Genomic DNA, 19,277 nt, shown 5'->3' on the forward strand with positions numbered 1-19,277 from the left:
GAAAGAAAGATATTTCATGAATCAAAAAAAACGCCAACTGCTATTGGCAATTTCCCTTCTTTCAATATACCTTTCATCATGGGCCAAAGAAATCCCACATCAGATCTGGAACCAATTGAAAGAACTAAGGGGCATTCCTACGCAATCTGACCTATCCCAACCCACCTTGTACGTTTTCATAGATCCCAACTGCCCAGTTTGCGCCGATTTGTGGAAAAAGCAGGTCAATGGCAAACCTTTCAATGAACTACCCGCCATGTGGTTACCTATTTCCCATATGGGCAATGGCAGTCTTGGCAAGGCAGCTGAATTGCTACGCAGCGGCCGCAAGGAAGACATGCAACGCAATTTCATGAAATTCAATCGCAGCAAGCGCCAGGGTGGCTTACCAGGCGTTACGCCCACTTCTGCGGAACGGGCAGCACTGGCGGCAGCGAAAGCCCTGTGGACAGAACTGGGCGGAGCAACGCCCATGTTCCTCTACCGCACTAAACAAGGTGAAGCGCGTCTTTTTCTTGGTCTGCCGCCCGAACCGCGATTCGCGGACTTGGTTGCATCCATGCTCCTTCCAAGCACATCGCACTGATCGTGTGCAGATTTTGGTCCACCGATGTGCCACTGGTTAGTGACATCACCCACATGTCCGGACAAGCTGAAACAGCGCATGCAGTAATACCGCTCAGCGGTCCAAGCATTCGTCAGTACTTATATCCAGCCTCGAGCGCATTGCTATCGTGCACGATTTTCAGCTACGAGCGCCCCTTCTCAAGCATCTGAAAACCTGCCGCTCTTGCAGGTCAATAGTCCTCACTTCATCTTTACCAAGCCTTGGGATCACCCCATGTGCGCCAGCGAATAGCTAGGCCACCTAAATGCACGAACGCCTCATCACCCAGGTCCAGCGCACTGGCCAGGAACTGCGCTCCAGCCGCTACCACTATGACGAGGCCGGCAGGCGCACCCTGGACCAGCAGAACGTGGCCTCCGGCGATCTGCAGGCGGGCACGCGGGCCATCGCCTACCTGCCAGGCAGCCACCGCTGGAGTGCCGAGCGTGCAGCGGACCAGAAAGACACAACCACCCAGCGCACCCAGTACAACGCCAACGGCCAGCCCCTGCAGGCAGGCCCGCGCAGCTACCGCTGGGACGCATTGGGGCGGCTGGAACAGGTCAACGAACAGGGCGCCCCGCTGGCCCGCTACCGCTACAACCACCGGGGCGAGCGCATTGCCAAACACACCGGCAAGGCCCAAGGAGGCAGCCGGGCGTACCTCTACGAATCCGGCCAACTCAGCGCCGAACTCGATGCCCAGGGCCGCATCACGCGCCAGTACATCCACCTGGGCCAGTGGCCCCTGGCCGTCATCGACACGCCCCAAGGCCGCAAGCCTGCGGATGGCGCCGGCACGCTGGGGCGCATCGTGCAGGACCTGGGCACCATCGCGGGCCGTTGGCTGGGCGGCGGCGGCGAACGCCTGGCCTGGCTGCACACCAACCACCTGGGCGCCGTGGAAGCGGCCACCGACACGCAGGGCCAGTTGATCTGGCGCGCCCGCTACACGGCGTTTGGCCGGCAGCAGGTGCTGTCCCAACCTTCAGCCCCGGGCTTCGAAATGCCGCTGCGCCTGCCGGGCCAGTACCACGACCCCGAAACCGGGCTGCACTACAACCTGCACCGCTACTACGACCCGGACCGGGGCCAATACCTCACACCCGACCCGCTGGGCACGCCGGATGGGCCCAATCCCTACAGCTATGTGCGGGGCAATCCGCTGCGGTATGTGGATCCGGAAGGGCTGATTCTGTTTGCGTTTGATGGAACCAATAATTCAAATCCACCACCCGAGGGCGATACTTTTTCCAACGTCTACAAGTTTTATTTAGCGTATGACGAAAAATCAAACGGGGAGAAATGGTACATGAACGGTGTGGGCCGCGATGACAAGGAGGGAAAAATCATCGCACCAAAAAATGACTACAAAGTGGCCACTACCGCACGTGCACGTGTGGACCATATGCTGAAAAATCTTGATAAATTCATGGAGGAGCATACGTTTTCAGATGGCAAAAAGGTCAGTATCGATATCGTGGGTTTCAGCCGTGGTGCAGCCATGGGCCGGGACTTTGCGAACCGGGTTGCCACCCGTATCAAAGAACAGCATTGGAAAAAGGAATCCGCTTGCGTTGGGCTGAATTTCTTGGGTTTATGGGACACAGTGGCGCAATTTGGTGCAAATGGGCTACACAATGATCAATGGCAACTGGCCATTCCTTCGGAAGTGCAGCATGTTTTTCATGCAGTAGCACTCAATGAGCATCGCTACCTGTTCCCAGGAGAGGGCATAACCCGAGGCACTCAACTGGGATTCATAGGAAGCCATGCAGATATCGGTGGCAGCTTTGGCACCGGAGATCTATCGAATGTGGCGTTGAACTGGATCGCTGAAATGGCAAAAGAAAGTGGTATCACTATGAATGATTGGAAGGATGTGGGAGATGCAAAATGGGGCAAGGTAACAGAGCCAGTTCTCCACGATAAAAGCTACATCTACTCAGATCCACCAGATGACAGCGCCTTTTGCACAAGAGATAACAATGGAAGATCAAAAGACTGTATCCCCAGGAAAAAGCTTAGCCCTGGCGGCATGAGTCATGAAGAAAGTCAACGATTCATCATTTACAGAACCAGACCGGGAATGGATTCAGATGGAGTTTCCCGAATCACCGGAGACATCAACATGAAGGAGTACACCCAATGGCTCAAAGAAAACTATGGTCTTACCGTCGCACTGCAATAGTCTATTTCTGCTCGACAATCGCATCCTCTCTGATTGGTTGTGCGCATCGGAAGCCAGGCTTCGGCTTATCGCTGAAATTTTACAATAAAGGCTCTCGCCCGCTGGTAACCAGAAGATTTGATTTTGACGAAAAACGAGGACCAATACCTGGCTATCTTGGCCCTGGTGGAGGTGGCGCAAATATGAGCTTCATGCCAGGAGACATTAAAGGCGGAGTGCCGAAATCTGTAGAGGCAGAATGGGTTCTTCATAGTGAGGAGTTTCTAGCTTGGTCAAAAAATACTCCAGACAATGAAAGATATTCAAAGGAAAATCGTGAAATCTATAGAAAACTCTGGGCCGCCAATCCCCATTACGTACAGCGCGTAGACCTGACTCCCATTCTGACCCCAGAGCTCATCGCAAAAGTCCAAGCAGACCGGGAGAACACTCAGTTAAAAATGATTGTCATATTTCGAGATGACAAGGTGGAAATCACCGTTGAACCTTATAAGTGGCGATGAATTTCTGCATTCGGAGCAATTCCGCATATGAGAGGCAGGCTGGCGTACCCTGGACCAGCAGGACGTGGCGCCCAGAGCAACGCATCTTGGGCAGCAGCAGGTACTGGCAAAGGTATCGGACAGCGCCTGCCGGGCCAGTACCACGACGCCGAAACCGGGCTGCACTACAACCTGCACCGCTACTACGACCCGGACCGGGGCCAATACCTCACGCCCGATCCGCTAGGCACGCCGGATGGGCCTAATCCTTATGGCTATGTGCGGGGCAATCCGCTGCGGTATGTGGATCGATCCGGAGGGGTTGATTCTGTTTGCGTTTGATGGGACTAATAACTCCAATCCGCCACAAGATAATGATACTTTTTCCAATGTCTATAAGTTCTATTTAGCGTATGACCAAAATATCAATGGAAAATCATGGTACATGAACGGCGTGGGCCGCTATGACGACGAAAGCAAAATCACAGCACCATGGAATGACCACATGGTCGCCAGTACCGCACGTGCGCGCGTAGACCATATGCTGAAAAATCTGGACAAATTCATGGAGGAACATACGTTTGCAGACGGCAAAAAGGTCAGCATCGATATCGTGGGTTTCAGCCGTGGTGCAGCCATGGGCCGGGACTTTGCGAACCGGGTTGCCACCCGCATCAAAGAACAGCATTGGAAAGAAAAATCCGAATGCATGGAGCTAAATTTTTTGGGATTGTGGGACACAGTGGCGCAATTTGGCGCAAATGGACGTCTCAATGATCAATGGCAACTGGCCATTCCTTTTGAAGTGCAGCATGTTTTTCATGCAGTAGCACTCAATGAGCATCGCTACCTGTTCCCAGGAGAGGGTATAACCCGAGGCACTCAACTGGGATTCATAGGAAGCCATGCAGATATCGGCGGCAGCTTTGGCACCGGAGATCTATCGAATGTGGCGTTGAACTGGATCGCTGAAATGGCAAAAGAAAGTGGTATCACTATGAATGATTGGAAGGATGTGGAAAATGCAAAATGGGGCAAGGTAACAGAGCCAGTTCTCCACGACAAAAGCTATATCTATTCTGATCCTCCCGAAGACAGTGCCTTTTGCATAAGAGAAAACAATGGAAGAGCAAAAGATTGTGTTCCCAGAAAAAAGCTCAGTCCTGGTGGCATGAGTTCTGAGGAAAGCCAGAAATTCATCATATACAGAACCAGGCCGGGATTGGATTCAGATGGATCTTCGCGCATCACCGGTGACGTCAACATGAAGGAGTACGCCCAATGGCTCAAAGAAAATTATGGACTGACCGTCGCGCTGCAATAAGATATTGCTGCGCGACAATCCCTTCGTCTCTGATTGGTTGTGCGCATAGGGAAACAGGCTTCGGCTTATCGCTGAAATTTTATAATAAAGGTTCTCGCCCGCTGGTAACCAGAAGATTTTATTTTGACGGAAAACGAGGGCCAATACCTGGCTATCTTGGCCCTGGTGGAGGTGGTGCAAATATGAGCTTCATGCCAGGAGACATTAAAAGTGGAGTTCCGAAAATCATAGAGGCAGAGTGGATTCTTCATAGCAAGGAATATACCGCGTGGTCAAAAAGCACCTCCCGTGAGGAAAAATACACCATTGAAAATGAAAAAATCTATGAACAACTATGGGCTGCAAACCCTCATTACATACAGCGCGTAGATTTGACTCCCATTCTGACCCCAGAGCTCATCGCAAAAGTCCAAGCAGACCGGGAGAACACTCAGTTAAAGATGATTGTCATATTTCGAGATGACAAGGTGGAAATCACCGCTGAACCTTATAAGTGGCGCTAAACAGAAGCAATTACTCAGAACATTCAACAAGGGACATATGCAGGAAAATAAACTCCAGCCCATCCATGACGATATGGATGCAAACCCCGTAAGACAGGCCTGCAACAGCCATGTCAGAGCCAGCTCGGACAACGGTATGCCCGAGACTGCAGCAGAGCCACCCACCATGCATCGTCGCCCCATCGCCGCCCGGGAGCATGGCTGGGCGCGGGCATTGAGCTCTGCGCTGGCGCGGTGTGCGATCACGCCCAACCAGATCTCTGTGTTCAGTGTTCTGTTTGCAGGAGCAGGCGCTGCCATGCTGGTGTGGATGCCGACGCCCATGGGGTGGCTTGGCTGCGCAGCCTGTGTGCAATTGCGTCTGCTGTGCAATCTGCTGGATGGCATGGTGGCCGTGGAAGGGGGCAAGCAAACCCCAACCGGCACGCTCTACAACGAGTTTCCCGATCGGATAGCAGATTCGCTGCTGCTGCTGGGCCTGGGCACTGCAGCTGGGCAGTCCTGGCTGGGATGGTTGGGCGCCCTGCTGGCTGCATTGACCGCCTATGTGCGGTTAACGGGCGCCAGCCTGGGTCTGGAACAGGATTTTCGCGGCCCGATGGCCAAGCAGCATCGCATGGCGGTGCTGACAGCGGCCTGCCTTTTGGCCGCAGGCCTGGGCCTGCTGGGCCACGAAGTTGCTAGCCTCATTCTGGGCACTGCAGCCTGGGGCATAGCACTCGGAGCGCTCTTGACCTGTGTGGCCCGCACCCAGGCGATCGCCAGGCTGTTGAAAGGGGACTGAGATGCTGCCGCACCTGCTTGCCGCATCGGCACGGATTTTCATTGGCGCCTATCCGCGCTGGCAGGGCTCAAGCCCACAGTCGCGCCAACGCGTCTACTTTGCCAATCACGCCAGCCATCTGGACACGGTGGCACTATGGGCAGCACTGCCACGCCATTTGCGCGCCCGTACCCGGCCGGTAGCCGCCCGGGACTACTGGGGACGTGGATTGCACAGCCTGCTGGCCTTGCGCGGTTTCAATGCCGTGCTGATAGACCGCCACCGCGCCCAACCCGAGCAAGATCCGTTGCAGCCGCTGTATGAGGCACTGGAGCGTGGTGATTCACTGATCCTCTTTCCCGAAGGCACGCGCCATCAGGAGACCATGCCCCAGCCATTCAAGTCCGGCCTCTACCACCTGGCCCGACGTTTTCCTCAGGTGGAGTTCATTGCCGTCTATCTGGACAATGCGCGCCGCTGCCTGCCCAAAGGCAGTGTGGTGCCTCTGCCGCTGATCTGCACCGCATGGTTCGGGCCACCCGTTGAACTGCAGCCTGGCGAGAGCCGGCTGGATTTTCTGGAACGCGCCCGCGCCGCAGTGGAGAGCATGGCATGAGCACCCCATTCCAGGACTACCTTCCCGCCTCGTTGGTGGCCGCCGCCAGCGCACGTGTGCCCGACAGCTTCTGGTGGATCTTCGTTTCCCTGCTGGGGCTTCTTTCCGTGGCCAGCGCCACAGGCGCGGCCTTGTCGCTTTACCGCCCCGGGCCAGTGGTCCAGAACCTCAACGCACGCATACGGTCTTGGTGGCTGATGGTCGCGATTCTGGTCATCAGCTTCTTGCTGGGCAAACCCGTCACGCTGGCGCTATACGGAATGCTCTCGTTTTTTTCGCTGCGCGAATTCATCTCGCTGACGCCGACGCGGCACGGAGACCATCTTGCCTTGTGTCTTTGCTTTTATGTAGCGATCCCGTTGCAGTACTGGCTGATCGGCACGGACTGGTATGGCCTGTTCTCCATCTGCATTCCTGTCTATGCCTTTTTGCTGCTGCCTGCGGTGTCTGCACTGTCAGGCGATACCACGGATTTTCTGGCGCGCAGTGCCAAGGTCCAATGGGGCCTGATGCTCACGGTGTATTGCCTGAGCCATGCTCCGGCGCTGATGCTCTTGCAGATCCCTGGTTACGAAGGCCAGAGCCTGATGCTGCTGCTTTATCTGCTGCTGGTCGTGCAGTTGAGCGATGTCCTGCAATATGTGTTTGGCAAGCTGTTTGGCAAGCACCTGCTCGCCCCCCAGGTCAGCCCGTCGAAAACCGTGGAAGGCCTGATAGGAGGTGGCCTGAGTGCGGCATTGGTGGGAATGGGATTGTGGTGGATCACGCCTTTCACACCGGTTGAATCAGGACTGCTCTCCCTATTGATCGTGCTGTGCGGTTTTCTGGGAGGTCTGGCCCTGTCAGCCGTCAAGCGCAGCCTGAAAGCGAAAGATTGGGGCGAGATGATTCAAGGCCATGGGGGCATGCTGGATCGCCTGGATTCAGTGGTGTTCTCTGCCCCCGTCTTCTTTCATGTTGTGCGCTATGCCTATGCATGAATTCGACAGACCATCGATCTATATATCATCATCTTAATTGTTTATACTCATTTCAAAAAACACATATCAATTATGAGAAATATTATTGCCCAAAAATTAATTTCCTATGCTATAGCGATATTTTCTTCTGCGCTGGTTTCCGGCTGTGGAATCTGGAGACCTTATGATGGATTCAAGGACCCACCCTACGCAAAGGGACAGCTTGTAGAAGCGCAGCATAAAATCAACCAATGTCATTGGTGCAAGTCTGGAGGCTATGGTGACTCAGCATATTTTTCAAAGGAAAACTGTTCCAACGGAATGTCATCTTCAAGCCAGATGTATGACATTGAAAAAATATTTAAAGATGCAGATAAACTGCTGGCTCAAGCCATACCAAAAGAAAAATGGATTTTCACCAGAAAGACATTTGTTGGCACTGATAGATATTTTTATCCAGCAAGAGTGTTCATACCCAGCATAGACCCCTTGACACTTATCATTATCCCTTGGGATAAATATGACTTAAAGCGAATACTCGATCATTCGTCACACATATTAGACATTACACAGAAATACTATGAATTTGAATATATCGATAAAAGTAAATCAAATTTACAAAAAAGAATCGTCATTGGATGGCCATCCGAACTATTCATTCCACTTGAAGTAAGAGGTAGCTTACCGGTGATTCCAGAGCAACTAAGAGTTATTGCCAAGGGCTTCGATAAGACAATAACCATCCCGGCAGTCCACAAAAATCAAGAATTTACCTTGGACGTTGCAGATCAGAAAATTAAATTCACTCCATCAGGTGAAAAATTAAATATCGCGTTCACAAGTAAAGGCATAAATTGCCGATAGACTCAAAAAAGCATCATTCAATGCGGGGGCCCTCGCTTTCGAACCACCAAAATATTGCAGGGCCTACATGCAACGGCCACAGCGTTGACCGTGGGCTGCCCAAGCAGGCCCCCTCCTACCGGCCCCTCCCCCTCACCGCAACGTAAACACCTCCAGCGACCGCTCCAGCGACTGGGCGCTGGCACGCAGCGAGCCCGCCGCGCCGGCCGATTGCTCGACCAGGGCGGCGTTTTGCTGGGTGACGGAGTCGAGCTGGGCCACGGCGTCGTTGACCTGGGCGATGCCTACGGATTGTTCGCGCGTGGCGATGCTGATCTGGTGGACCAGGTCGCTGACGCGGCCCACGGCGTCGACCATGCCGTCGATGGTGCGGCCTGCGGCGTCCATGCGGGCGTTGCCATCGTTGATGCCGTCCACGGTGCGGTTGATGAGGCCGCTGATTTCCTTGGCGGCCGAGGCGCTGCGCTGGGCCAGGGCCCGCACTTCGCCGGCCACGACGGCAAAGCCGCGGCCCTGTTCGCCTGCGCGTGCCGCTTCGACGGCGGCATTCAAGGCCAGCAGGTTGGTCTGGAAGGCAATGCTTTCGATCACGCCGATGATCTCGCCCATGCGGCGCGAGGAGCCGCGGATGTGCTCCATGGCAGCGCCCACTTCCTGGATGGCGGCGCCGCTCTTGCCGGCGACCTGGCGGCTCTGGTCGCTTTCATGGGCCATGAGCTGGGCCGTGTCGGCGGTCTGTGCCACGGTGCCCGATATCTCTTCCATCGAGGCCGCCGTCTGCTGCAGGCTGGTGGCCTGGGATTCTGTGCGCTGCGCGAGGTCGAAGCTGCCCTGGGCGATCTCGTGGGCCGTCGTGGCAAAGCCGCGCATTTCGGTGCGCACGTCGCCGACCACGGCGCGCAGGTTGATCTGGATCTGCTGCAGCCGCTGCATCAGGGCACCCATGGGGCCGCTGTAGTCGTGCTGCATGTCCGTGCCCAGCTGGCAGCTGGCAATGTCGGCGGCAAAGCCGCTGGCCTGCTCCAGGCCCGCCACGCAGCGCTGCTGGAAGCGCCACAGCACAAAGCTGCCGCCCGCCAGCAAGGCGGCCAGGCGCGTGCCCCAGGCTGCGGCGCCCTGCCAGCCCAGCAGGTCGGGCAGCATGGCCGCCAGGCCCACGCCGCCCAGCATCAGTGCCATGCGGGCTGTCAGGCCCAGGTCGCTGCGGCGGTCCCACAGCCCGGCCAGGCCCAGGCGGCGCAGTTCGCCGCCGCGCAGTCGCAGGGTTTCCTGGCCGGCATCGGCTTCGGCGCGCATGCGGGCATAGAGGGCTTCGGCGGCCTCGATCTCGTCCGGCCGGGGCTTGGTTCGCACCGACAGGTAGCCGCGCGGCCGGCCGCCTTCCATGATGGGCGTGACGTTGGCGCGCACCCAGTAGTGGTCGCCGTTCTTGCGCCGGTTCTTGACCAGGGCAGTCCACGGGTAGCCGTGGGCGATGGTGCGCCACATGTCCTTGAAGGCGGCGGCCGGCATGTCCGGGTGGCGGATGAGGTTGTGCGGCTGGTCGATCAGTTCCTCGTAGGTATAGCCGCTGACCCGCACGAAGGCAGGGTTGCAATGGGTGATCTCGCCCTTGGTGTTGGTGACGGATACCAGCAGCTCATCGCCCGGAAAGTCGTAGTTGAGCTGGCTGACGGGCAAATTCACGCGCATGGGTACCACTCCTTTGGGATGTCTCTTGTTCTTGTGAAATGGCAAGGCGAAGCGCACTGAAGCCACCGGAATCCATCAAACGGAAACACAAATTCACATTTCCAAATCATCTCACAGCACGGCAACCTCAGTCCCATGCTCGAAACTGGTGCATGGTTTTACAGCGTGTGCGCCAGATTTGTGGTGATGATTCAGAACAGTTGAGGTGTAAAGGGATCGCTGTCCGGCGCGGGCTGGGCCGGTCCCCTGAGCAGTTGCTCGCGCGCCAGCGGGTCGTGGGCGGTGGCGTTCCAGTCGGCCGTGCGAACGAGGTTGCCCACGCGCACGCCCAGCAGGCGCAGCCGCTTGGCCAGGGGCACGCGCTTGAGGCATTGGCCTGCGGCGCGGCGCAGGGTGGCGGCATCGGCCATGGGCAGCTCCAGCGTGTGGTCGCGCGTGGCGGTCTTGAAGTCGTCGTAGCGCAGCTTGATGCCCACGGTGCGGCCCATGTAGCCCTTGCGCTGCAGGTCCTGGGCCAGGCGTTCGCACAGGTCGGTGAAGATGGCGCTCAGTTCGGCCCGGTCGCGCACGGCATGCAGGTCGCGCTCGAAGGTGGTCTCGCGGCTCATGGAGACGGGCTCGCTGTGCGTGACCACGGGCCGGTCGTCGCGGCCCCAGGAGGCACCATGCAGCCAGTTGCCGTAGGCGCGGCCAAACCATTGCACGAGCTGGGGCAGGCTTTGCGCGGCCAGCTCGCCGATGGTCCGTATGCCCAGCGCCTGCAGCTTGGCGTCGGCCTTGGGGCCTATGCCATTGATCTTGCGGCAGGCCAGCGGCCAGATGACGGTCTGCAGGTCCTCGGGCTGGACGATGGAGATGCCGTTGGGCTTGTTGAATTCGCTGGCCATCTTGGCCAGCAGCTTGTTGGGGGCCACGCCGATGGAGCAGGTCAGGCCCGTGGCGTCGGTGATGGTTTTCTGGATCAGCCGAGCCAGCACGCGCCCGCCTTCGCGCTGGCCGCCAGGCACGTCGGTGAAGTCGATGTAGACCTCGTCCACGCCGCGGTCCTCCATCAGCGGGGCGATGGAGACGATGATCTCCTTGAACATGCGCGAGAAGCGCCGCACCTCGGCAAAGTCCACGGGCAGCATGATGGCCTGGGGGCACAGGCGCGCGGCCTTCATCATGCCCATGGCCGACCCCACGCCGAACTGGCGCGCCGGGTAGGTGGCCGTGGTGATCACGCCCCGGCCGACGTAGTCCTTGAGGCGCGAGAACTCGTCCACCGGAATCTCGTGCAGCCGCCCGGCGTAGCGCGCATCCAGCGCCTCGTCATGCGCGCGGCGCCCGCCGCCGATGACCACGGGCAGCCCCTTGAGCTGCGGATAGCGCAGCAGCTCCACCGAGGCATAGAAGGCGTCCATGTCCAGGTGGGCGATGCGGCGCGCAGGCGCAGCATCGGCAGGGCTTGCGGGTGTCGTGGGTGTCGTTTCAGGCACGCCGCCATTATTGCGGCAACTGTGCATTCATACAGCCTGCAGGGCTTGTTCCCACAGGCCCTGGACCATTCATCCCTGCAGGCAGATCAGCACCAGTCCCAGCACCATCAGAGCCATGCCGATCTTCTCCTGGCGGCTCAGGCTTTCGCTGAGCACGCGGCGCGAGACGATGTAGCTGAACACCACCTCGACCATGCCCAGCGTGCGCACGGGCGCGGCGCCTTGCAGGGCGTAGGCGGTGAACCAGGCCAGCGAGGCGGCCGCGCCCATGCCGCCGGCCAGCAGCGACACGCGCCAGGCGCGGAAGATGGGGCGCAGGCCCTGCGCGTGGGTGCGCGCAATCCAGGCGCCCAGGCCCAGGGTCTGCATGAGCTGGGCTGTCAGCACGCCCCAGGCGCCCGACAGCCAGGGAGATATCTCGCCCAGGCGCGCCAGCTCCACGGCGCCGCCCCGGTAGCCCACGGTGGCGATGGCAAAGCAGGCGCCACAGGCCAGGCCATAGAGCGCCGAGCGGCTGGCCCAGGCCGACAGCGACAGCATCTGGCCGCGCGGCGGCAGCGACAGGATGAGCACGCCCAAGGTGGCCAGCGCCATGGCCAGCAGGGCCACGGCCGTGGGCAGCTCGTGCAGGAAGAGGCCTGCGAACAGGGCGACCTGCAGCACCTCGGTCTTGGACAGGGTGACGGCCACGGCGAAGTTGCGCTCCTTCATGGCCAGCAGCAAGGCCGCCGTGGCCGCTACCTGGAAGAAGGCGCCCAGCGCGATCCAGCCCAGGTAGGCCCAGGAGAACCGGGGCAGCGCCCAGGCCCCGTCCCCTCCCAGGTACAGCGCCAGCAGGTAGATGCCGGCAAACGGCAGGCCGTAGAGAAAGCGCACCAGGGTGGCCGGCAGGGTGCCGAGTTCGGAGGTCAGCGAGCGCTGGGCCGTATTGCGCACAGTCTGGGCGGCTGCGGCGAACAGCACCACGGGCACCCACAGCCAGGTCAGGTCTTGGAGGGAAGAAAGCATGTCGGCAAAAAAGGGAAGGCACCGCCGGCATGGCGCGGGCGACTGAGTGCCGGCCAGCATAGCCGCCGGTCGGGCACCAGGCGCACGCACTTGGAGAAGGCTGCCGCGCCCGGCAGCGAAACAGAGGCCGGCCAGCCAACGCTGCACGCGCGCCCTGCTCTGGCCAGGGCAAGCAGGCTGCGTTGTGCAGCAGCACGGCCGTCGCCAATGGCGAGCGGGCCTGCGCGGCGCGCTACAGGTCGCGCCGGATCAGCGCGCCCTTGAACAGCACCGGTCCCGTGGGTCCGGTCTGGCTGGGCACGCCGCCCTTGGGCTCCAGGCTGATGGCCAGGGCAGGCACGCCCTGGACTTCGGCGGCCGCTGCCGTCAGCTTCACGAGCTTGTCGCGTCCCAGCACGCCCAGCGACTGCGGGCCGCCCTGGGGCGGCAGGGCCCACAGCTGCAGCGATTTGTCTGCGGCCTCGTGGAAGTCGCCCACGCGCTGCAGCACCAGGCTGTTCTTGCCGGGGTCGAAGGTCACGAGCATGGAGGCATCGGCCTTGTCGTCGGCCAGCACGGCCACGTACTGGATCTGGGGCGTTGCCTGCAGCGCGACCTGGGCGGCCTGCAGCTGGTTGCGCAGCACGGCCAGCTGGCGCTCACCGCTTTGGCGCAGGTCCTGGTGCGACCACAGCCCCACGGCCACGGCCGCCACGGTGGCGCAGGCGCCCAGCAGGGCCGCGCCGCGCCACCAGGCCAGGGCACGGCCCACGCCGGATTTCGCGCGTTCGTCCAGGCCTTGCCCATCAACGGCGCGCCGCCGGTGCGGCTGGGCGGCGCGGGCTTTTTCGGCCTGCAGCAGGTTGTCGATGCGGACCCAGACCGCATCGTCGGGGCGCACGGGAGCCTGCATTTCGGACAGGGCCGACCAGCGGCCCTGCCACAGCAGGGCGGCGGCGCGCACCGGGGCCTGGTCACGGGCCAGTTGCTCGAAGCGGCGGCGTGCCGCACCGCGCAGCGTGCCCAGGGCGTATGCGGCGGCCAGCCGGTCCAGCAGTTCGGGGTGTCGGGAAATATTCATGGCAAATCCTTGGGCCGCTCAGAGCATGTCATCTGCATCACGCATGGCGCGAGAGGCAGCGGCGCAACTGCTCCAGGCCGCGCCGGATCCAGGTTTTGACCGTGCCCAGCGGCAACTGCAGCTGGCCGGCCAGTTCGCCGTGGCTGAGGTCACGCAGGTAGGCCAGGCTGACCACCTCGCGCTGGCGGCCTTCCAGCCGCTCCAGGCACTGGTACAGCGCCACCGCCTGCTCGCTGGCCTCGGCCAGTTGCAGCGGGCCCTGGCTTTCATCGCTCCCGCCGCCATGGGCCGCCAGTTGCGCCTCATCGAACTCCTCGTTCAGGTGCAGGCGTTCGGCGCGGCGCCGGCGCAGGAAGTCCAGCGCCCTGCTGCGCACCACCAGGCCCATCCAGGCCAGCGGCGGGCTCAGCGAGCCCCGGTAGCCCGAGGCGCTGCGCCAGATGTGCAGGTAGCTGTCCTGCAGCACGTCTTCGGCCCAGTCCTTGTGCCGCAGGATGCGCAGCGCAAGCCCGTACAGCCGGGACGAGGTGGCCTCGTACAGGCTGCGGAGCGCGGGCTCGTCCTGCGCTGCGATGCGGTCCAGAAGGTCCATCAGCTCTTGGTCGGTTGGTGTGGTGCCCATGCACGCATTGTGGGCGAGCGGGCGGCCCCGTGGCCCGCACTGTTGCGTCGCCGCCCCGGGGGGCTTGTCGTGTCCTTCAATCGGCTGCAGGGGTCATATCGGTGGCCTGCAGGGGGTCTGGTACCGGTCTGCCGGCCTGCGCCGGCTCTCACTGGGCAATACGCAGCACATTGCGAACCGGATGCGGATAAATTTTTTTTGCACCCAGGTGAATCCAACCTCACCCATGCTGCGTATTCCGTGTGTCGCGCCCCGGACAGCGGTCCAAGGCGACATCCCTCAACCCCTCGACCTGGAGAACCTCATGAGCTACATCCTCCCCCTCGGCCTGGCCACCATGGCTGCACTGACGCTTGGCGCCTGCTCCTCCATGGACATGAGCAAGAGCTATTCCCAGTCCGGCCTGCCGGCCGCCGTGCAGGTGCCCGCAGGCCACAAGGTCGCCATGGAAACCGTCGGCATCGGCCAGATCACCTACGAGTGCCGCGCCAAGAAGGACCAGGCGATGGAGCAGGAGTGGGCCTTCGTCGGCCCCGATGCCCGCCTGACGGACCGCCAGGGCCGCGTCATCGGCCGCTACTTCGGCCCGCCCGCCACCTGGGCGCACCAGGACGGCTCCAAGGTCACGGCCACCCAGGTCGCGGTGGCTCCGTCCAGCGCAGGCAACATCCCCCTGCAACTGGTCAAGGCCGAACCTGCCACCGGCATGGGCGCCATGCAGGGCGTGACCTATATCCAGCGCGTGGCCACGCGCGGCGGCGTGGCGCCGGCCATGGCCTGCAACAGCTCCACGCTGGGCCAAAAGCAGGTGGTGCAGTACCAGGCCGACTACATCATCTGGAAGGCTTCCTGATCCGCGGCCACCGGTGCCGCTACGGCTGCCCGCCCCCTGCCCCGAAGGCCGAGGGCGGCATGCCGAACTGGCGCCTGAAGGCCAGCGAATAGGCGCTGTGGCTTTCATAGCCGGCCTCCAGCGCCACCTGCACGATGGGCCGGCCGGCCAGCAGGGCCTGCATGGACGACAGCAGCCGCGCGCGCTGCCGCCAGCGGCCGAAACTCAGGCCGGTGGCCTGCAGGAAATGGCGGTGGAAAGTCTTCTCGCCCATGGCCAGCCGTGCGGCCCAGTCGGCGGCCGTGGCGGCCAGGTTTTCAGCCCGTTCACCGCCCTGGCCCACGGCCTGGCCTTCTTCGGCCAGCGCGCGGCAGACAGCCGCCATGCGCGCATCCTGCGGCCAGGGCAGGTGAAATGGCACGACAGGCGGCTGGCGCAATTCCTGCAGCAGCAGTTCGACGACCAGCCGGTTCCTCGTTTCATCCTGTCCGCGCTGCGGCGCCGCCGGCCAGCGCGCGACCTCGCTGATCAGCTCGCGCAATAGCGGCGAGACCTCGATCACGCAGTCCGCCACCGGCAGCCCCTGCGCCGCCTGGGCATCCACGAACAGGCTGCGCACCTGCACGGCACCACGCATGCGCAGGCTGTGCGGCACGCCCGAGCACAGCCAGACGCCGCGCGTGGGCGGCACCACCCAGCGCCCGCTGCGCGCGCGCACCTCCAGCACGCCCTGAACGGCATAGAGCAGTTGGCAGCATTCGTGGGAGTGCTCCTGCACTTCCATCCCGGCCGGGTAGTCGCCGGCCACGCCCGTGACGGGCAAGGGCGCGGCAGCCTGCAGCTCAGGCAGGCCGGCATGGCCACAGGGCACGGCGGGCAAGTCGGCGGCAGTGCGCATGTTTGTCCAGATCCATGGAGAAAATGAGAAATTCTATAAAGACAGACAAATGCCCTGCCCGCAAACTGGCACCCGTTCCCTGTGATTCACCGCCATCGCACCATGCACCGCCTGCCCTCGCCCTCCCTACCATCCCTGGCCCATGGCCGGGGTCCGGGCGCCTGCGCAGGCGCCGCATTTCGCACCGACTCTCCCTGATCCCGGCCTGGCGCAGCTTCCCCACACCGGGAAGCCAGGAGAGCGGGGCTGCCGGCCGATCCGGTGGCTGCATACCCAGCGTTTCCTGCGAGGCCCGCATGCTGAAGAATCCCGCGTCCAGATACCTTCCCTTCCCCGCCGTCGACCTGCCCGACCGCCAATGGCCTTCGCGCCAGCTGAGCCAGGCGCCCGTGTGGCTGTCCACCGACCTGCGCGACGGCAACCAAGCCCTGTTCGAGCCCATGAACCGCGAGCGCAAGCTGCGCCTGTTCCACGAGCTGGTGCGCATAGGCTTCAAGGAGATCGAGGTGGGCTTTCCCTCTGCCTCGCAGACCGACTACGCCATCGTGCGCCACCTGATCGACGAAGGGCTGATCCCCGCCGACGTGACGCCCATGGTCATCACCCAGCTGCGCGAGGACCTGATCCGCGCCACGGTGGACAGCGTGGCCGGCGCGCGGCGCGCCATCGTGCACTTCTACAACGCCGTGGCACCGGCCTGGCGCGAGATCGTCTTCGGCATGCAGGTGCCCGAGATCATCGCCATGGTGGAGCACCACATCGCCCTGCTGCGCGAACTCACCGATGCCCACCCCGAGACCGAATGGGTTCTGCAGTACTCGCCCGAGACCTTCTGCATGGCCGAGCTCGACGTGTCGCTGGCCGTGTGCAACGCGGCCATCCGCGCCTGGGATGCAGGCCCCACGCGGCCCATGATCATCAACCTGCCGACCACGGTGGAGGTGAGCACGGCCAATGTCTTCGCCGACCAGATCGAGTGGATGCACCGCCGCCTGGAGCGGCGCGAGCACATCGTGCTGTCCGTGCACCCGCACAACGACCGGGGCACGGGCGTGGCCTGCGCCGAGCAGGCGCTGCTGGCCGGCGCCCAGCGCGTGGAAGGCTGCCTGTTCGGCAATGGCGAGCGCAGCGGCAACCTCGATGTGGTGACGCTGGCGCTCAACCTGTACACGCAGGGCATCGCGCCGGGACTGGACTTCTCGGACATCGCCGCCGTGGCGCGCATTGCGGAGGAATGCACGGCCCTGCCCATCCACCCGCGCCACCCCTATGTGGGCGACCTGGTGTTCACGGCGTTCTCGGGCTCGCACCAGGACGCCATCGCCAAGGGCTTTGCGGTGCAACGGCCCGATGCGCCCTGGCGCGTCCCCTACCTGCCCATCGACCCGCAGGACCTGGGCCGCACCTACGACAGCATCGTGCGCGTCAACAGCCAGTCAGGCAAGGGCGGCATCGCCTTCCTGCTGCAGCGCGACCATGGCGTGACCATGCCCCGGCGCATGCAGGTGGAATTCAGCGCCGTGGTGCAGCGCCAGGCCGACGCCAGCGAGGCCGAGCTGGCCAGTGAAGACCTGTGGGAGCTGTTCGAGTCCACCTACCTCGCACCCCGGCAGCTTCCCTGGCGCTACCACAGCCACCATCTGTTCGACAGCGCCAAGGGCCAGGGCATTGCGCTGGAAGTGGTGCGGACGGACGGGCTTCGAATGCAGCTGCATGGCGATGGCAGCGGTCCCATCGACGCCGTGGCCGCTGCCATCGGCCAGCACCTGGGCGTGGCGCTGCGCATAGACCACTACGAGGAGCGCAGCCTGGGCCAGGGCGCCGGCGCCACGGCGCTGGCCATCGTCGAGGCCGCCCTGCCCGGCGTGGCGGGCACACGCTTCGGTGCGGGGCGCCATGCCAACATCGTGACCGCGTCCATCCTGGCCGTGCTGCATGCGGCGGGCCGGCTGGTGGCGGCGCAGCCGGAAAACCGGCGCGTACCTGCCCAAGCCTGAGGCGCAGCCTGAAAGGAGAAAAGGACCGCCGAGGCGGTCCTTTTCTCGTGCAGCTTTTGCCGGTTCAGCGCACGGCGCCCGGATAGGTTCCGGGCAGCAGGATGCTGCGGTCCACGGTATCGATCTGCGTGTGGCCGCAGAAGGCCATGGTGGTCTCCAGCTCCTTCTGGATGATCTGCAGGGCGCGCGTCACGCCATGCTCGCCGTAGGCACCCAGGCCGTAGAGGAAGCTGCGGCCGATCATGGTGCCCTGGGCGCCCAGGGCACGCGCCTTGAGCACGTCCTGCCCGCTGCGGATGCCGCCGTCCATCCAGACCTCGATGTCCTTGCCCGCCGCCTCGGCAATGCCCGGCAGCGCCTCGATGGACGAGGGTGCGCCGTCGAGCTGGCGCCCGCCGTGGTTGCTGACGACGAGCGCGTCGGCGCCGCTGTCGGCCGCCAGGCGCGCGTCCTCGGCGTCCATGATGCCCTTGAGGATGAGCTTGCCGCCCCAGAGCTTCTTGATGCGCTCCACGTCGCCCCAGTTCAGGCTGGGATCGAACTGGCTGGCGGTCCACGACGACAGCGAACTCATGTCGGCCACGCCATCCACATGTCCGACGATGTTGCCGAAGGTGCGGCGCTTGGTGCCCAGCATGCCCAGGCACCAGTGCGGCTTGGTCGCCAGGTTGGCCAGGTTGCGCAGCGTGGGCTTCGGTGGCGTGGACAGGCCGTTCTTGATGTCCTTGTGGCGCTGGCCCAGGATCTGCAGGTCCAGCGTCAGCACCAGGGCCGAGCAGTTGGCCGCGCGGGCACGCTCGATCAGGCGCTCCATGAACCGGCGGTCGCGCATCACATAGAGCTGGAACCAGAACGGATGGCGGCCCGTGTGCTCGGCAATGTCCTCGATGGAGCAGATGCTCATGGTGGACAGCGTGAACGGAATGCCGAAGGCCTTGGCCGCGCGCGCGCCCAGGATCTCGCCGTCGGCATGCTGCATGCCGGTCAGGCCCGTGGGCGCGATGGCCACGGGCATGGCGACCTGCTCTCCGATCATGGTGGTGCGCGTGCTGCGCCCCTCCATGTTCACGGCCACGCGCTGGCGCAGCTTGATCCGGTGGAAGTCGTCCTCGTTGGCGCGGTAGGTGCCCTGGGTGTAGGAACCCGAATCGGCGTAGTCATAGAACATGCGCGGCACGCGGCGCTGGGCCACGACGCGCAGGTCTTCGATGCAGGTGATTTTGGAAAGGTCGGTGGACACGTTTTCTGGCTTTCTGGAACCCGCATGCCGCGGGACTGCCGAGCATGGTAGTGCCGTGCGCGGGCTCCGGCCACCCGTTCGGGTTTGAAGTGATTTGTGCGCCGATTGAAATTTTCTCTCTCGCAGCCCAACCCAGGGCTA

General features: G+C 62.1%; 19 protein-coding genes. 12 read left to right on the forward strand and 7 right to left on the reverse strand.

Annotation, left to right across the window (positions count from 1 at the left end; translation table 11 throughout):
• Positions 1-16 precede the first annotated feature (16 nt).
• The 10 genes from ACN20X_RS24970 (at position 17) to ACN20X_RS25015 (ending at position 8,309) form a co-directional block, all read left to right on the forward strand.
• Positions 17-586, forward strand: coding sequence for a hypothetical protein (locus tag ACN20X_RS24970; RefSeq protein WP_155524802.1), 570 nt, complete (start codon positions 17-19; stop codon positions 584-586).
• 286 nt (positions 587-872) lie between these two features.
• Entirely contained in the window at positions 873-2,798 is a 1,926-nt protein-coding gene (locus ACN20X_RS24975) for an RHS repeat-associated core domain-containing protein (RefSeq protein ID WP_473210006.1), read from the forward strand.
• Entirely contained in the window at positions 2,756-3,301 is a 546-nt protein-coding gene (locus ACN20X_RS24980; RefSeq protein WP_227469494.1) for a hypothetical protein, read from the forward strand. The genes ACN20X_RS24975 and ACN20X_RS24980 overlap by 43 nt, the downstream gene beginning before the upstream one ends.
• 27 nt (positions 3,302-3,328) lie before the next feature.
• Positions 3,329-3,622 carry an RHS repeat-associated core domain-containing protein gene (locus ACN20X_RS24985; RefSeq protein WP_080649843.1) on the forward strand — a complete coding sequence of 98 codons (294 nt, stop codon included), beginning with the start codon at positions 3,329-3,331 and terminating at the stop codon, positions 3,620-3,622.
• Positions 3,582-4,604 (forward strand): T6SS phospholipase effector Tle1-like catalytic domain-containing protein, encoded by a 1,023-nt coding sequence (locus ACN20X_RS24990; protein ID WP_193584783.1) that lies wholly within the window; start codon positions 3,582-3,584, stop codon positions 4,602-4,604. Before ACN20X_RS24985 ends, ACN20X_RS24990 begins: the two co-directional genes overlap by 41 nt.
• The gene (locus tag ACN20X_RS24995; protein WP_227469493.1) at positions 4,562-5,107 is read left to right on the forward strand and encodes a hypothetical protein; all 546 of its coding nucleotides are present in this window, start codon (positions 4,562-4,564) and stop codon (positions 5,105-5,107) included. The genes ACN20X_RS24990 and ACN20X_RS24995 overlap by 43 nt, the downstream gene beginning before the upstream one ends.
• Positions 5,064-5,891, forward strand: a complete 828-nt coding sequence (locus ACN20X_RS25000; protein ID WP_227469492.1) for a CDP-alcohol phosphatidyltransferase family protein — start codon at positions 5,064-5,066, stop codon at positions 5,889-5,891. The genes ACN20X_RS24995 and ACN20X_RS25000 overlap by 44 nt, the downstream gene beginning before the upstream one ends.
• 1 nt (position 5,892) lies before the next feature.
• Positions 5,893-6,486, forward strand: coding sequence for a lysophospholipid acyltransferase family protein (locus tag ACN20X_RS25005; protein WP_016451146.1), 594 nt, complete (start codon positions 5,893-5,895; stop codon positions 6,484-6,486).
• Positions 6,483-7,466 (forward strand): phosphatidate cytidylyltransferase, encoded by a 984-nt coding sequence (locus ACN20X_RS25010; protein ID WP_473210007.1) that lies wholly within the window; start codon positions 6,483-6,485, stop codon positions 7,464-7,466. The genes ACN20X_RS25005 and ACN20X_RS25010 overlap by 4 nt, the downstream gene beginning before the upstream one ends.
• 72 nt (positions 7,467-7,538) lie before the next feature.
• Positions 7,539-8,309: a hypothetical protein gene (locus ACN20X_RS25015; protein ID WP_016451144.1), complete on the forward strand. Its 771-nt coding sequence runs from the start codon at positions 7,539-7,541 to the stop codon at positions 8,307-8,309.
• A 132-nt stretch (positions 8,310-8,441) separates the two neighbouring features.
• Here ACN20X_RS25015 and ACN20X_RS25020 read toward each other — a convergent pair whose 3' ends face one another.
• The 5 genes from ACN20X_RS25020 to ACN20X_RS25040 form a co-directional block, all read right to left on the reverse strand.
• Complete coding sequence (locus ACN20X_RS25020; protein WP_046239606.1) at positions 8,442-10,001, reverse strand: methyl-accepting chemotaxis protein; 1,560 nt, start codon at positions 9,999-10,001, stop codon at positions 8,442-8,444.
• Between the two features lie 191 nt (positions 10,002-10,192).
• Complete coding sequence (locus ACN20X_RS25025; protein WP_016447830.1) at positions 10,193-11,506, reverse strand: Y-family DNA polymerase; 1,314 nt, start codon at positions 11,504-11,506, stop codon at positions 10,193-10,195.
• A gap of 42 nt (positions 11,507-11,548) precedes the next feature.
• Positions 11,549-12,487, reverse strand: coding sequence for a DMT family transporter (locus ACN20X_RS25030; RefSeq protein WP_046985631.1), 939 nt, complete (start codon positions 12,485-12,487; stop codon positions 11,549-11,551).
• A 232-nt stretch (positions 12,488-12,719) separates the two neighbouring features.
• Entirely contained in the window at positions 12,720-13,547 is an 828-nt protein-coding gene (locus tag ACN20X_RS25035; protein WP_016451141.1) for an anti-sigma factor, read from the reverse strand.
• Positions 13,548-13,584: 37 nt separating this feature from the next.
• Positions 13,585-14,169 carry an RNA polymerase sigma factor gene (locus ACN20X_RS25040; protein WP_016447833.1) on the reverse strand — a complete coding sequence of 195 codons (585 nt, stop codon included), beginning with the start codon at positions 14,167-14,169 and terminating at the stop codon, positions 13,585-13,587.
• A gap of 304 nt (positions 14,170-14,473) precedes the next feature.
• On the opposite strand from ACN20X_RS25040, the gene ACN20X_RS25045 reads away from it, so the two are divergent.
• Positions 14,474-15,022, forward strand: a complete 549-nt coding sequence (locus ACN20X_RS25045) for a DUF3455 domain-containing protein (protein WP_016447834.1) — start codon at positions 14,474-14,476, stop codon at positions 15,020-15,022.
• A gap of 19 nt (positions 15,023-15,041) precedes the next feature.
• Here the strand turns inward: ACN20X_RS25045 and ACN20X_RS25050 are convergent, their stop codons facing one another.
• Positions 15,042-15,899, reverse strand: a complete 858-nt coding sequence (locus ACN20X_RS25050) for an AraC family transcriptional regulator (protein WP_016451140.1) — start codon at positions 15,897-15,899, stop codon at positions 15,042-15,044.
• Between the two features lie 296 nt (positions 15,900-16,195).
• On the opposite strand from ACN20X_RS25050, the gene ACN20X_RS25055 reads away from it, so the two are divergent.
• Positions 16,196-17,896, forward strand: coding sequence for a 2-isopropylmalate synthase (locus tag ACN20X_RS25055; RefSeq protein WP_473210008.1), 1,701 nt, complete (start codon positions 16,196-16,198; stop codon positions 17,894-17,896).
• A gap of 64 nt (positions 17,897-17,960) precedes the next feature.
• On the opposite strand, the gene ACN20X_RS25060 is transcribed toward ACN20X_RS25055, so the two are convergent.
• The gene (locus ACN20X_RS25060) at positions 17,961-19,136 is read right to left on the reverse strand and encodes an alpha-hydroxy acid oxidase (RefSeq protein WP_016447837.1); all 1,176 of its coding nucleotides are present in this window, start codon (positions 19,134-19,136) and stop codon (positions 17,961-17,963) included.
• Positions 19,137-19,277 lie beyond the last annotated feature (141 nt).

Source organism: Delftia sp. PX-1 (assembly GCF_055797465.1).